This window comes from Amycolatopsis sp. NPDC114478 (assembly GCF_055633805.1).
On record NZ_JBVKDO010000016.1, the window covers coordinates 241729 to 254820 of the forward strand.

At 69.2% G+C, this 13092-nt stretch carries 13 protein-coding genes and 1 pseudogene; 2 read left to right on the top strand and 12 right to left on the bottom strand.

All coding sequences use genetic code 11. The features are described from left to right. Positions 1-224: 224 nt before the first annotated feature. Positions 225-377, top strand: a complete 153-nt coding sequence (locus ACZ7OH_RS36415) for a hypothetical protein (RefSeq protein WP_470285009.1) — start codon at positions 225-227, stop codon at positions 375-377. Here ACZ7OH_RS36415 and ACZ7OH_RS36420 read toward each other — a convergent pair. From ACZ7OH_RS36420 to ACZ7OH_RS36430, 3 genes are all read right to left on the bottom strand, one after another. After that, positions 374-1993, bottom strand: a complete 1620-nt coding sequence (locus ACZ7OH_RS36420) for an AcrVA2 family anti-CRISPR protein (protein ID WP_470285010.1) — start codon at positions 1991-1993, stop codon at positions 374-376. The genes ACZ7OH_RS36415 and ACZ7OH_RS36420 overlap by 4 nt on opposite strands. Next, positions 1990-2382 (bottom strand): hypothetical protein, encoded by a 393-nt coding sequence (locus tag ACZ7OH_RS36425; RefSeq protein WP_470285011.1) that lies wholly within the window; start codon positions 2380-2382, stop codon positions 1990-1992. The genes ACZ7OH_RS36420 and ACZ7OH_RS36425 overlap by 4 nt, the downstream gene beginning before the upstream one ends. A gap of 735 nt (positions 2383-3117) precedes the next feature. Continuing rightward, the gene (locus tag ACZ7OH_RS36430; protein WP_470285012.1) at positions 3118-3717 is read right to left on the bottom strand and encodes a TetR/AcrR family transcriptional regulator; all 600 of its coding nucleotides are present in this window, start codon (positions 3715-3717) and stop codon (positions 3118-3120) included. A 170-nt stretch (positions 3718-3887) separates the two neighbouring features. On the opposite strand from ACZ7OH_RS36430, the gene ACZ7OH_RS36435 reads away from it, so the two are divergent. Next, on the top strand, positions 3888-4823 hold the full coding sequence (locus tag ACZ7OH_RS36435; RefSeq protein WP_470285013.1) for an alpha/beta hydrolase family protein: 936 nt from the start codon (positions 3888-3890) through the stop codon (positions 4821-4823). Positions 4824-4942: 119 nt separating this feature from the next. Here ACZ7OH_RS36435 and ACZ7OH_RS36440 read toward each other — a convergent pair whose 3' ends face one another. The 9 genes and pseudogenes from ACZ7OH_RS36440 to ACZ7OH_RS36480 form a co-directional block, all read right to left on the bottom strand. Further along, complete coding sequence (locus ACZ7OH_RS36440) at positions 4943-5104, bottom strand: hypothetical protein (RefSeq protein ID WP_470285014.1); 162 nt, start codon at positions 5102-5104, stop codon at positions 4943-4945. A 6-nt stretch (positions 5105-5110) separates the two neighbouring features. Then, complete coding sequence (locus ACZ7OH_RS36445) at positions 5111-5479, bottom strand: hypothetical protein (RefSeq protein WP_470285015.1); 369 nt, start codon at positions 5477-5479, stop codon at positions 5111-5113. Between the two features lie 17 nt (positions 5480-5496). After that, positions 5497-5721 carry a hypothetical protein gene (locus ACZ7OH_RS36450; protein ID WP_470285016.1) on the bottom strand — a complete coding sequence of 75 codons (225 nt, stop codon included), beginning with the start codon at positions 5719-5721 and terminating at the stop codon, positions 5497-5499. A 120-nt stretch (positions 5722-5841) separates the two neighbouring features. Beyond that, complete coding sequence (locus ACZ7OH_RS36455) at positions 5842-7761, bottom strand: LamG-like jellyroll fold domain-containing protein (RefSeq protein WP_470285017.1); 1920 nt, start codon at positions 7759-7761, stop codon at positions 5842-5844. Between the two features lie 251 nt (positions 7762-8012). Then, a pseudogene (locus ACZ7OH_RS36460) lies at positions 8013-8348 on the bottom strand (zinc-binding dehydrogenase); the annotation flags it as partial. Positions 8349-8368: 20 nt separating this feature from the next. Continuing rightward, complete coding sequence (locus ACZ7OH_RS36465) at positions 8369-8665, bottom strand: hypothetical protein (protein WP_470285018.1); 297 nt, start codon at positions 8663-8665, stop codon at positions 8369-8371. 131 nt (positions 8666-8796) lie between these two features. Then, the gene (locus ACZ7OH_RS36470; protein WP_470285019.1) at positions 8797-10887 is read right to left on the bottom strand and encodes an alkaline phosphatase family protein; all 2091 of its coding nucleotides are present in this window, start codon (positions 10885-10887) and stop codon (positions 8797-8799) included. Between the two features lie 80 nt (positions 10888-10967). Beyond that, positions 10968-12068 (bottom strand): hypothetical protein, encoded by a 1101-nt coding sequence (locus tag ACZ7OH_RS36475; RefSeq protein WP_470285020.1) that lies wholly within the window; start codon positions 12066-12068, stop codon positions 10968-10970. A 411-nt stretch (positions 12069-12479) separates the two neighbouring features. Next, entirely contained in the window at positions 12480-12617 is a 138-nt protein-coding gene (locus ACZ7OH_RS36480; RefSeq protein WP_470285021.1) for a hypothetical protein, read from the bottom strand. Positions 12618-13092: the final 475 nt, after the last annotated feature.

Sequence of the window (13092 nt, forward strand, 5' to 3'; positions counted from 1 at the left end):
AGACAGACACGGCCATCGCCGCGAAGAAGCACAGCACAACGACGGTTCCGACGACCGCCAGGGGATACCCCGCCATTAGGCGCGTCTCCTGTCAACAAGCTGCGAGCGCCCTCACGGCGCGCGCATCTAACCCGTTTCTTCAACTCGTCTCCTCGGCCCTTTGTTGAGCCTCGACAACGGGTGTCCTTGCCGACTCACGCATTCTACCTCTGACGTTTCCACGGATGCTGGAACGCTTCGGCTCGGCGGCGATCGTGTCGGACGTGCGAGCCCGCACCGATGCGAAGCTCAGTGCCGATCAGCAGGCCCGCGTAGCCGAGTCAGTGGCTGACGCGTCTGCGCTGGCCAGGCAGCGCGTTCCGGATCTCAGGCCCTAGGCACGGAGGATGTAGACCTGGCCGCGCCCGGCGCTACCGCCGTGCACGGCGGTAGCGCGGACCCAGGTCCACTTGCGTTCGCGGCGTTCGTGCCCGGTCCGCTGGTGGCGCCAGTGGCCGCGGCGCAGGTGCGGCCGGACGGCGGCGCCGTTCTCCTCACCGTCGGCGTGGGCACGGTGGGGCGAGGTGGCGTCGATGTCGATGACATGCAGGACGCCCGGGTCGGTGTTGGCTGCGCCGATGTGGGGTTTTCCGGTGAGCCGGGCGGGCAGGGTGGTGGTTTCGTGCCAGCAGCTGAGCGCGATCCCGGCGATGAGGTTGTCGACTTGCCGTCGCCAGGTGGCGCGGCGCCGGGAGGCGGGGATCGCGATCCGGCCCAGCGGCATCCCCATCGGGTGGTAGATCACCACGCACCAGGCGATGTCGTCGCCGGGCACGCCGTGCTCGTCGGCGGTGAGCAGCACACCTTCGACGAACCCGCCGTAGCGGTCGAGGACCTCCAGCGGCGACGGGAGGTCGCTGCGGTCGGTGAGGCCGGTGGCCTGCAGCCGGCCGAGAACTTCCTCGAGGGTGGGCGGCATGAGGTCGTCGCCGAGTCGGCCGCGGGCGTGCATGAACAGCGGGTGCTGGGTCAGCAGCGGGTGTGTCCCGGCGTCGGGGTGGGGGTCGATGCGCCACGGGGTGGACAGCACCGCGAACACCGCCAGGAACGGCAGCCGCAGGTCGACCTCGTCCGGCAGCGACCGGGCGGCGGGGAAGCTGCTGGAGTGCTCGGCGGCCAGCCACATCGGGACCGGCTCGGCGTCGCGATGCCAGTCCTGGGCCCAGGTGCTGCGCCGGTACCAGTAGCCCAGGTCCAGCGCGTCGCCGGGATGGGAGATCAGTGGCAGGTGTCGCCACGGCGCCATCATCAGCATGTCCCGGCGCAGCGCCGGCACGCCGATCGGGAAGTCCGGGATCGTCCGCTGCGGTGCGCCGGCGCCGACCGCGCCGAACTGCGTCCGCAACTCGGGTGCGTCGCTATCGTCGGTGGGGATGCACATCCAGGGCGGGATCGCCCACACCCAGCAGGCCTGCGGGGTGACGTCCACCGGGTAGGTGTAGGCGTAGCCGGCGAATTCGTCCGGGTTCTCCTCGACGTCGTCGGGAATCCATCCCCGCAGCGACAGCTGCCGCTGCGGCATGGGCGTGCCGATCCGCTTGTTCAGCCAGACCTGCCGGTAGCGGTCGCTGGCCGAGGTATGCAGGCCCGGAAACGATACTGGGACCCCGGCCTGCTGGATCTCGCTGATGCTGTCCGGATCGCCCACCGCGCCGGTCAGCTCCTCGTCGACGTCGCGGACCTTGCGGGTCACCGCCTTGAGCTGCTCCCGGGTCCGGATCGCGCCTTCGGCACGGCGGCGGGCCTCGGCGGCGTAAGGCGCGAGCCGGCGCGCGGTCAGCCTCCGCTCCCGTGCCAGCTGCTCCCGCGCCTCGGCAACCTGCTCGGCGGCCGCGCGGGCTTGTGCGGCACGCGTGGTTTCTCGGTCGATCTCCTCTCGCAGCCAGGCGATCTCGTCCCGTAGGGCGCGCTCGGCTCGTCCTTGCCGTGCCCGGGCACGTTTGCCGCGCGTCACGAGCCAGCCTCGCCCTCGGCGTCATCGTCGCTATTGACCGCGTCGGCGAAGGCCTCCATCGCGGCCCGGAAATCGTTCTCTACCACCCGGCGAGCTGCGTGCATCCGCGAGTCGTTCTCCCCGAGCCCGGCCACCTGCACGCGGGTCCACAAGCGGCCCACCCGGGCCGTGAGTTCCTCCGCGTCGATACAGGCCAGGTCGATCTCCCGGCGAGCCGCGTCCATCTCCGCCGACATCTCCGTGTCCCGATCGCGGCGGGTCGCGGCAATCTCGGCCCGCACGCGGCCGAGCGCGGCCGCGGCCTTCTCGTCCACTTCCCGTTGCGCAACCAGGGCCAGCAACTGCGCGCGCAGCCCGTCCCGGACCGCGACATCGTCGCCCATGTCCACGCCCCGACCATGCCAGGCACCGATCGTGGCCACGTCCCTCCACGCCGAAGTCGGCGCGCCTTCACCCGTTCAGCCCGAAATGCACCGTCCGCTTCGTTGGCAGGGCGGTCTCGGAGGGTGCTGGCGGTGTGCACGCGAGTTTCCTCGAACTTGCTCGGCCGGTACTCGTAAGTCACGGTTGTCGGTTCCAGCTGAATATTCAGGTGGCGTTGACAGGTGCATGCCGCCGCCGGGCTCGGATGTCGCGTTGGGATGGCCGCTTCGGAACGTGTAGCGTCGGGCGACTCGCCGACAGGTTCCGAACTGAGAGTCGGCGTGTCTTCTCAACAGCTGGGATGACAGCTTGGCGGTTTCCTCTTTCTGGCGAGAAACTTGCTGGTCGCGCAGGGCAGCGCTCGCCCTCCGCGGCGAGCGAGGATCGCAACACCGCGCTGGGCCCGGACCGCCGGCAAGCGCTCTGCAGCGCTACGCAGCGGGTCCGGCGTGACGCCAGAGCAGCGCTGGCCGTCCGCGGCCGGCGAGGATCGCACCTTGTCCACGGCCATGACTGCGGCCACTGCCGACGTCCCCGGCAACAGTTTCGCCGGCCCAGCCACTTCGGCCACATGCGCGGCGCGCCGCAACTCATCGGCCGGTCCGCCACGGCGCAGGATCCGGATCTGGCCCGCCGCCTCTGGACCGTGTCCGAACAGCTGACCGGCATCCACGCGTCGATCTGACACGACCAGCCGCGAGTCAGCCGCTCGGTCGTCGGCACCCGTCGAGCAGCAGTCGAACGGTCAGGCGAGCGTCGTACGAGGGATCGACCCGTTCGGCGCCCGCGCAGATGTCGCCGATCGCGCGGATCAACTGGTACGCGGTGATGTCGGCGGTGACCTCGCCGGCGTTGCGGGCGGCGGCGAGAATGTCGGCGAGTACCGGCACGAGGCGATCGAGGAACAGTGCGTGCAGGGCGGTGAAGCCGTCGGGATCGTCGCGCATCGCGGCGGCGAGCCCGTGTTTGGTCGCGAGGAAGTCCACGAAGAGGTTCACCCACTGGCGCAGCGCGGCGAACGGTGAGCTGGCTGTCGCCAGGAGAGTGGGTCCGGCTTCGGCGCAGGTGTCGACTTGTTGCCGGTAGACGGCCACGACGAGGTCGGCGCGCTTGGGGAAGTGCCGGTAGATCGTGCCCGTGCCGACGCCGGCCGCGGCGGCGATCCGACGTACCGGCGCGTCGACGCCGTCCGTGACGAACACCGACGCCGCGGCGTCGAGCAGGGCTTTCTCGTTCCGCCGGGCGTCCGCGCGCTTGGTCGAGTTCGCGGGCGCCGGCGGTGGCTCGTCGCCTGCACCCACGCTACTTCACCTTTCTCGCGGCCGCACTTGCCAACCGGAACGTTGTTCCGTATATTCGGAACCGGGTTCCGGTTGGTCAATCTAGCCGGTGGTCCGCTCAGGCGGCACCCCGTCCCCGTGCCTGTCCGCGCCAACGCGGCGCTCATCAGCAATCGAGAAGGAAGCTGCATATGTCCACATCCGGCACGGTCAACCCGACCGCCGTCCCCGTCCTGACCACGCCGATCATCAGCGTCAAGCCGGTCGTCCTGCCCGCACCGGAGCGCGGCGACGACCTCCAGGTGCGTGTGTCGGCCCCCGCCTCCGGCACCGGCCTGCCGGTCATCGTCTTCGCCCACGGCTTCGGCCAGTCGATGTCCGCCTACGACCCGCTGGTCGATTTCTGGGCCACCAACGGCTTCGTGGTCGTCCAGCCCACGTTCCTCGACTCGCTGACCCTCGGCATCACCCCGGCCGACCCCCGGTACGCGGACATCTGGCGCATCCGGGGCCAGGACGTCGGACGGGTACTCGACGAACTCGACCACGTCATCGCCGCGGTCCCAGGGCTCGGCGACCGCACCGACCGCGACCGCATCGCCGTCGCGGGGCACTCCTGGGGCGGACAGACCGTCAGCATGCTCCTCGGTGCGCGCGTTGTCGGCGCGGACGGGCCGCCCGGGCCCGACGCTCGCGTGAAAGCCGGCGTCCTGCTCGCGACGACCGGCATCGGTGGCGACGACTTGACGCCGTTCGCCAAGGAGAACTTCTCCTTCATGAACCCCGATTTCGACGGCCTGACCACGTCGGCCCTGGTGATCGCGGGCGACCACGACCAGTCCCTGCTCTCGACCCGTGGCCCCGACTGGTTCACCGACGTGTACAAGTACAGCCCCGGCGCCCAGAGCTTGCTGACCGTGTTCGGGGCGGAGCACTCGCTCGGCGGAATCCACGCGTACAACGCCAAGGACACGACCGACGAGAGCCCCGAGACGGTCGCGTTGATCCGGCGGGCGTCGTGGGCCTACCTCCGCAGCGCCCTCGGAATCGACGACGTCGCGTGGAAGCAGGTGCAGACGGAACTGGCGGAGACCACCGAACCGATCGGACGCATCGACAGCAAGTAGGACGTGCCATCGGCGCGGGCCGCCCACGACGGACGAACTGCGCCGATGATCTTCGCGACGTCGAGCAGTGGGGGCGCGATGTCCGCTGCTCGACTGGTCTACCGCGACGGGTGCGTTGGCTAGTGCTCGCGAGGGGGTTGAGCCGTCGGGAGAGTAGAACGCAGCGGCCGCGCGAGTGCCTCAACGACGGAAGCGGGCAGCCGCAGCGTCGGCACCAGCCGCAGCTCCGCCTCGAAATCAGGGTCGACCGGGACGCAGTCGCAGTCGAGGTACTCCTCCACGCCGAATCATCGAGTTGTCAGGTCCGAGTCGAAGTCCGGGGGTGCGAGCCGGGCCAGCAGGCGGATCATCGGCGCGGTGACCGCGGCCGGCCGGGCACGGAGGTCGTCCGCCATCAGCCGGGCCACGAGATCCGTCGACTCGTCCGCTCCGGGAGCCGAGATCCCGTGCCGCTCGCGCGCGGCGGCCACCAGCGGTTCGGTGTCCCACCCGTTCACCCGGCGGCTCAGGCCGGCCAGCTCGGCGATCTCCGGATCCTCGTTGCCTTCCAGCAGCATGGCGACCGCGACGTCCGGCCAGTCGCCCGGTTTCAAGCAACCGCAGCGTTCGGCCGCCCTCGCCACCGAGAGCGCCGTTCGCGTGGAAGCGTCGTCCATCGACCGACTCCAAGCGTTCAGACGGTCCATCCTGACGGCCGTAACCGTGTGAGATCCGGGGGCGCCGCGGAACGCAGCCAGACCTGTCCCCGGCTCTGCGTGCTCACCGTGACGTGCACCGTCGGCATGGCGAGGCCCTCGTCGAAGAGCAGCACCGGGCCGCTGCGCAGCTCGTCGTACGGAGCGCCGAGACCCGAGCGGGTGGACAGGAAGCCGCCGCGCTCGTCGATGTTGCACGTCAATGGGCCCCTGCCATGCTCCTGCAGCCCGGTCGGATTCGCCGGCGTGGCGGTGATGCCGTCGCCGGGAATTCTTGACCAAGGCGGCAGCGGGTGACCACCGGGTCACCCGCTGCCGGTGGATCACTTGGTCATGAACTCTTCCGACCGCAGCGCGCGGTTGACGATCCGGACGTCTCCGATCCAGCCGTGGAACACGTTGTCGAGGGCGCCGCCGTATTCGTGGCCGCCGAGGAGCCACGTGAGGCCGAGGGAGGCGATGCCGACGGAGTCGGTGAACGGGTTGTCGGCCACCGGGGAGCTTTCGACGTAGACCTTCGTGTGGTGTCCGTCGTTGACGACCGCGATGTGCCACCACTGGTCTTCGGCCAGGCCGTGGCTCCAGTTGGTGGTCGGGTAGGTCTGGCTGAGCGGGTAGCAGTTGAACTGCACCTCACGACCGTTGTTCGTGGTCATGAGCTGCGCCACCGGCTCCTTCGGGTCGGTGTTCTTGCCGTGCTTGCCCGCGTCGCCGGACGCACCGCGGCGGACCAGGACGGGCATGTTGCCGTTGTTGCCGCCGTCCCAGTCGCGCGGGATCTTCACGAACGTCTCGATGGTGTAGCCGCGGTTGAACGTCTCGGTGTTCAGCGGCGCCCCCGAACCCGTGGTCAGGTACGCGCCGTGCAGCGGGTTCTTGCCGCCGGCGAACCGGAGGCTGGCGTGACCCGGCTGGTCGGGGTGATGGTCGTCGGTCCAGATCAGGGCATCGGGGGCCGTGCCGGGGACGGACTGCAGCGTGAGATCGTTGCCGTGGCCCGACAGATCGCGCACCTTCTGGCTCGAGCTGACGGGGCTGCCGTTCGCGCCGACGCCGTCGAAGCGCCAGTACGCGAGCGTGCCCGGCACGAGCACCTGGCCGGCCGGACGCGCCGGGCGGACCGGCACTTGGATGAAGCCGGAGAAGCGCTGCTCGAAGTCGAACGGCATCGAGAAGCGGTCGACAGCCGTGGTCAGCCGCGACTCCAGCACCTCCATGCGGTTGCGCTTCGCGGGGTCCTTCTCGAGGATCCACGGGGAGATCGTCTCGACGTCGATCGTGTTGCGCTCGAGGTCGAAGTGGTACAGGCGCAGCATGCCACCGCCGCTCATGTACCGGTTCTGGTAGTTCGTGATGTGCAGGTGCACGTCGTTGCCGGCGGCGTTCTTTTTCGTCGTGCGGCCCGAAGGCCAGTAGTGGCCGTTGAGCGTGAGGAAGATCTGGTCGTTGTCCTTGATCAGCGAGTCCCACACGGTCTGGCCGTAGCCGGAGAACTCGGCGTTGTTCTCGGGGTCGCCCGACTCGTACGGGTAGACCTCGTCGCCGTAGGTCGATCCGACGATCTCGTGGCAGGTGAGGATCACCGGCAGCCGCGGGTTCTTCTTGATCACGTCGTTGGCCCACGCGAAGCCCGCGGCCGACGTGCGCCAGTCCATGGCCAGCAGCAGCCACTCCTGCCCGGCGGCGCGGAAGACGTGCGCGGTGTTGTAGCCGCTCGCGTCGGAGCCGAGGAACGACTTCTGGCGACGGAACCGCTGCGGGCCCATCGTCTGCAGGTACGGCGTGGTGCCGCGGGTGTCGTCACCTGACACGTCGTGGTTGCCCGCGAGCACGCTGTAGGCGACGTTGGCCGAGTCGGCCAGCTTGAACGTCTTGTCCACGGCCTGGAACGACGTGATGTCGGCGTCCTGAGTCAGGTCACCGAGGTGGGCCAGGAAGACGATGTTGTTGTCCGGTTTGCCGCTGTTCTCGATCACGTACCGCAGCGATGCTTCCTGCGGCTCCGGGTTGATGCTGTTCTGGCTGCCCCAGAAGAGGTACTGGGTGTCCGGCATCACGGCGACGGTGAACTGGCGGCTCTCGCCGTCCGGGTTCCATCTGCCGCTGACGCTGTTCGCGCTGTTCGCGGTGTCGGCTTCGGCCGGTGCGGCGCCGAGCGCACCCAGCGCCGTCGCGCCGACGCCGGCCAGCCCTGCGTTGCGCAGGAAGGACCGTCGGTTCGGGCCCGCCTGGTTTTCGCGCATGATTTGCCCCATTCGGTTTTCCAGGGAGATTCCTTCAGCGACCGGACGCTATTCCCGCCTGCTTGAGCCGGTGCGAACACCAGATGGCCTGCTCACGTCGGCTCCCTTACGTCGCGCGCGTTTTGACAATTCCTGTCCTGCTCGGGGATTTTCGCGCGGACACAGTTTCGGTTCGTGGCGCCGCGTCCTCGCCCACCGTCGGCGGCGCGGCGTCCGCCTTCGGGACTGCCTGGCCTTTCCGGATGAGGGGGTCAGGCGGGGACGACGACGACCTTGCCGTGCACCGCGCCCTCGGCGGCCCGTGCGTGCAGCGCCGGCAGCTCGGGCAGCGGCACCCGCTCGGCGACGTCGACGCGCAACTCGCCGCGGTCGACCAGCGCCACCAGCTTCGCCAGCTGTTCGGCGTCGCTGCGGACGAACAGGTCGATGCCGCGCATGCCGCGTTCCTCGTCGGCGGGCGCGGGCATCCACACCGTCGTGTTCACCACGACCCCGCCCGGCCGGACCAGCGTGACCAGCGTGGCCAGCTCCGCCGGGGCGACCGGCGCGAGGTTGAGCACGACGTCGGCCTGCTCGGTCACCGCCGCGCCGGTCTTGGCCGGCTGCATCACCGCGACCACGCAGCCGGCGACGGCACCCGCGATGATGCCGCCGATCGGGCGGGCGGCAGGGTCCCGGGGAAAGCGGAGCCGAGCTGTCGCTGTCCGCGCACTCCGACCAGCGTGAACAGCGCCGCTAGGAGCCCCAGAGCCGCCCAGGACACGGAAATCGTCGCCAGACGGTTCTGCTTGGCGACCGAAACCACCACGTTGCTGACGAACACCGGCGCCATCACGACGATGCCGATGAGGAGTCCGTCACGGAGACCACGGAGTCCGGGCGGACCAGTCGAGACTGCCGCCATGCCGCACCTGCTATCAAATAGCGGGACGAGGCCTGTCGTTCGGCACCACCCGTGAAGTCGTCGCATGGAGCGACACCGTTGCCCGGCCGACGAAAGTCATCGGCCGGGCAACGGACGCGGGCGAGGCGCCCTCAGCCCGCGTGATACTCGATCAGCGGATCACGGCCGCTGCCGTTCTTGTCATAGCCGACTGCCCACACGTTCTCGCCGGCAGTCGAGATGCCGCCGAGTACGTTGTCGCCGGATCCTGGGCTGGGAGCCGGGACCGCGTGGAGCCCGTTCCGGTCCCGCCGAAGGACCAGGGTCTTCTGGGTTCCCGTGGCGGGGTCGAAGTAGGTGCCGGCGCCCCACACCGTGTCCGAGGTGGCTGTCACCCCGGTGAGGTTGCTGAATGCCGACCCCACACCGGCGGCCACGGTGGCGGTCCAGGTGCCGTTGTGCAGGTGTCCGATCAGGGGCCGGCCCTGCTGGGTGGCGTTGTCCGTCTGCCCGACGGCCCACACGTCGCCGCCGCGGACGGCCACGCCGTCGAGCACCGCGCCGGTCGTGCCCGGCGTCGCCAAGGGCGTCCACCGACGGCCGTCCCAGTGTTCGACCAACGAACTGTCGGACGAAGCGTCGTTGCGTTGACCGACGGCCCACACGTCACCATGGCCGCCGGTGGCGACGCCGTAGAGGTGGTTCCCGGTGGTGCCGGGGTTCGGCGACGGCTCAACCGACCACTTGGCGCCGTCCCAGTGCTCGACCAGGGTGGCGAACTTCCCGGCCTGGTTCTGCTGTTCGCCGACCGCCCACACGTCGTTCGCCGACACCGCGGTGGCCGAGGTGAGGATGTCCCGGGTGGTGTCCAGCTTCGGGGTGGGAATGATGTGCCAGGCTCCGCCGTCCCACGCCTCGATCAGGCTGTGCGCGTGGTAGCCGCTGTCGAGTGCCACGCCGACCGCCCACGCGCGGCCTGGCACGGCGGCGACTCCGAACAGCGTGTTGTAGTCGGGCCCGGTGTTCGGTGTCGGTGTCGAGGTCCAGTGCGTGCCGTCGAAATGCGCCGCCAGGCTCAGGGCGGCGTCGGGATTGCTCTGCGGGGCATCGGGCAGGTAGTTGCCCACTGCCCACACGTCGCTGGGAGACACCGCCGCCACCGCGCCGAACGTGTTGTCGGCCGTGCCGAGCTTGGGCACGGTCTGCACCTTCCAGCCGCCGCTCGCCGCGGTTCCGGTGACGGTGCCGACCGGCTCGGCCGGAGCCGGGGTGGGTGTCGGGAAGGACGGGACCGGCAGTGGCTTCGTGGCGATCGCCGGCGCCCCGGTGACGGTCAGCAGCGGGGCCATCGACGCGACGTGGGCCGTGTCGCACGTCATTTCGAGGCAGCCCAGCCCGAAGGACCGCTGCAGCGTCTGCAGCAGGGAATAGTGGTTGTAGGCGGCAGGATCCTGCACCTTGCGCGGGCCGTGGCTGGTCACCATGACGGTGGCCGCCCGGCCACCGCCTCCGGCGTTGTCGGTGCCCTCGTCGTAGACGACGGCGATGGCGTTGTTGCCCTTGGCCCAGAAGCCGGCGCTCGTGATCTTGCTGACGAGCTGCCCGAGGTACTGGTCCCCGGTCGCGACGAGCCGCTGATCCTGCGGATCGCCCGGGGTGCCCGAGTCGATGCAGTACGGAGGATCACCGTGCTGGTCATGGCATTCGTCGGGAATCACCAGGTTGAACGCGGGTACCGTGCCGTGCGCGAGATCGGCACCGAGCTGTTCCACGGGCACTTGCCGCGACCAGTCGGCGGCGTTCAACGACGTGCTGAAGTTCGGGATGGGGTTGTGCTTCGACACGTACAGCGGATCTTTGTCCGGCGCCCCGTTGCAGTTCGCCGGGTAGCAGATTCCCTGGTAGCCAGGGTGCGGAAGGCCCTGGAGGTAGGCCTTCCAGCTCACGCCCGCCTGGTCGAGCTGACTGATGAGGCTCGGCTTGTCGACGCGGTTGAGGTAGTAGGGGTTGTCGTCCTTGACCCCGAACGTGTTGCCGCCGAGCATCGCGACGTAGTTGGGTTCGCTCGGGTGAGCCACACCGTAGTAGTTGGTCGCCAGGCCGTACTGCTGGGCGAGAGCGTTGAGGTTCGGCGCCGCCGGATTGCCGATGACGTCGGTGAAGCCGTGGTTCTCCTCCACGACGACGAACAGGTGGTCGTAGTGGGGGACGGCGGCCTGGGGCGCGGCGCCCGCGGGTGTCACCAGAAGGAGAGAGCAGGCTGCTGCGACAGCCAACGCCAGCAGGGGCCGGACGTATCGGGACATCGTCGGATCCCTTTCCGTCAGCCGTGGTGGCCGGGGCCGGTGTGCTGGCCGTCGTCGTTGCCGCCGTCGGCGGCGAACAGCAGGCCCTTGGGCGTCTTGACGCCGCTGCCGAACGGGGTGACGTGGCCGGTCTTCAGGTCGACGGTGCTGAGGCCGGTCGCCGAGCCGAAAGCCTGTCCCCGCCGGAAGTTCCCGGTGATTGCGATGACGCTGCCGGCCGCGTTGTCCACCACGTAGAGCGTGCCACGGGTGGCCGTGGCGAACGCGACGTCATCAACCTGCACGCTCACCGGCAGCACCGAGGCGCTCTGGCCACGGTCGCCGGGGTGCCGCACGAAGACCAGCTGCTGGTCACCCTGGCCGACCAGCATCAGGCTTCCGCCGACACCCGGCACGGACCGCGGAACCGCGCCGCTGGAGTCCGGGTCGGTGAGGTTCAGGGCGGCCTTCTTGCCGTTGACCAGGTTGGTGGCGGTGACGTTGTCGTCGAAGACCGGCGTCAGTTTCGCGGTGGCACCCCGGAAGTCCACTGTGTACATCGCGGGTTTGCCCGCGGCGCTGCCGTTGGCATCCGTCGCCGGTGCGGAGGCAGCGACGTACACGACGCCGTTGCGCACGGTCACACTGTCGGTGCCACCGCCGTGGGGGAGCGGGGTCGGGCTGTAGTCGTAGTGCGCGACCTGAGTGTGCGGGCGCTCCGGTGAGATGGTGTAGATGCTGCTGTTGCCGTCTTCGTTCACCGTGGCGACGACCTGGTGGGTCCGGGCATCGGCGCCCATCCCGTCGACCTTCCCGGTCACGTCCCAGTGCGCTACGTCCCGGCCCTGCCGGCTGTACTCGACGACCGTGCTGGTGGTACGTCCCGATTTCGCCGGTTCCCCCTTCGTGCCGACACCGTTCTGGAAGGCCACGAACAGGTTGCCGTCGAGTTGGGCGATATCGTCGGGGCTGGTGAGCGAGGCGTCGTGCGCGAAGACGGTCGCGAAGAAGCCTCCGGGAACGGTGACACCACCGGCGGCCGGAGCCGCGGCCGCAGCCGGTACGGCGAAGCCGAACGAGGCCAGGGCCGCGGCCACGGCGGCCACGGCGGTGGCCGCCGCGGGGATGCGCAGATTCATCACCGATGACATTAAAGTCCTTCCATAGCACGGAGATTCGCCATGGGATAACGGCCCGCACGGCGGCTTGGCCGTCGCCATGCTTGCCGCGGCCGATGGCCGCGGGGAAGACAACCGGTAACGGAAAGCTGAACATCTACTTTGCTGTAGAAGTTCGTGGCATGGCCGCAGTGCTGCGTAGGAAATGGTAGGACGCCGACGTTGAGGGGACGCTGAGTGTTTTCGTGAACTGCCGGAGGCCACGAGCTGTGATCACATCTCGTTGGCCGCGTCACGGCGCTACTCGTTGCCGTTGAACGAATGACTGACCTTGGCACCTGCTGGATCAGTGTGACAGTCGTCCGGTTCGCCCGGTTTCGCCGGGTCTGCTCGGTGGGATTCAGTTGGCTCGGCAGCGACCGTCCCGGGTCGTCAGGTCCTGGTCGGTGGTGCGCTCATCGCTGCCGCCAGGAAGGTGATCGCCCAACGTCGGGCGGCCTCGCCGGCCACCGGGGACAAGCCGGCCGGGGTGTGCTGGTTGTAGACCTCGACGCGGTCCGTGGCCGTCACGGCGAGGATCCCCCGCATCCGGAACCACAGCTCCTCCGGGGACAGAGCGGGCAGTGCGCGCCCGAACGTGGGCTGCGGCCCAACATTCCCCCATCCCTGCGGCGCGGTCGCCGGCCCATACGACTACAACGTCAATTCCGCAACCGTCTCCATCGGGGCGACCGACATGTACATGCAAGTCTGGGCGGCCAACATCGGCGGCCCCGGCCCGTCCACCAGCGTCCCTATTACGGCCTCATCGGGAACCGGCAAAGCGTCCGCCCAACCACACGGCAATCCACCGCGCTGACACCCAACCCAGCAGGCCAACGCGGTCCGCCAACCGGCGCGCCCAATACTGTCAACTACTCACAGTGAGCGGCCCTGAGGATAGAGCGAGTCTAAGGGATGTCTCGTAACCCGGTGTCGGAGCGGCCGGGCCGGTAGTTGATCATGTTGGTGTGGTGCAGGTGATCACAGCGTCGCGGCCGGAGTG

Excerpts from the sequence above, each read along its gene's own strand:
- ACZ7OH_RS36455 (WP_470285017.1), bottom strand. The coding sequence starts at position 7,761 with ATGCGCGAAAACCAGGCGGGCCCGAACCGACGGTCCTTCCTGCGCAAC.
- ACZ7OH_RS36445 (WP_470285015.1), bottom strand. The coding sequence starts at position 5,479 with ATGGACGACGCTTCCACGCGAACGGCGCTCTCGGTGGCGAGGGCGGCC.
- ACZ7OH_RS36475 (WP_470285020.1), bottom strand. The coding sequence starts at position 12,068 with ATGAATCTGCGCATCCCCGCGGCGGCCACCGCCGTGGCCGCCGTGGCC.
- ACZ7OH_RS36415 (WP_470285009.1), top strand. The coding sequence starts at position 225 with ATGCTGGAACGCTTCGGCTCGGCGGCGATCGTGTCGGACGTGCGAGCC.
- ACZ7OH_RS36465 (WP_470285018.1), bottom strand. The coding sequence starts at position 8,665 with ATGGCGGCAGTCTCGACTGGTCCGCCCGGACTCCGTGGTCTCCGTGAC.
- ACZ7OH_RS36435 (WP_470285013.1), top strand. The coding sequence starts at position 3,888 with ATGTCCACATCCGGCACGGTCAACCCGACCGCCGTCCCCGTCCTGACC.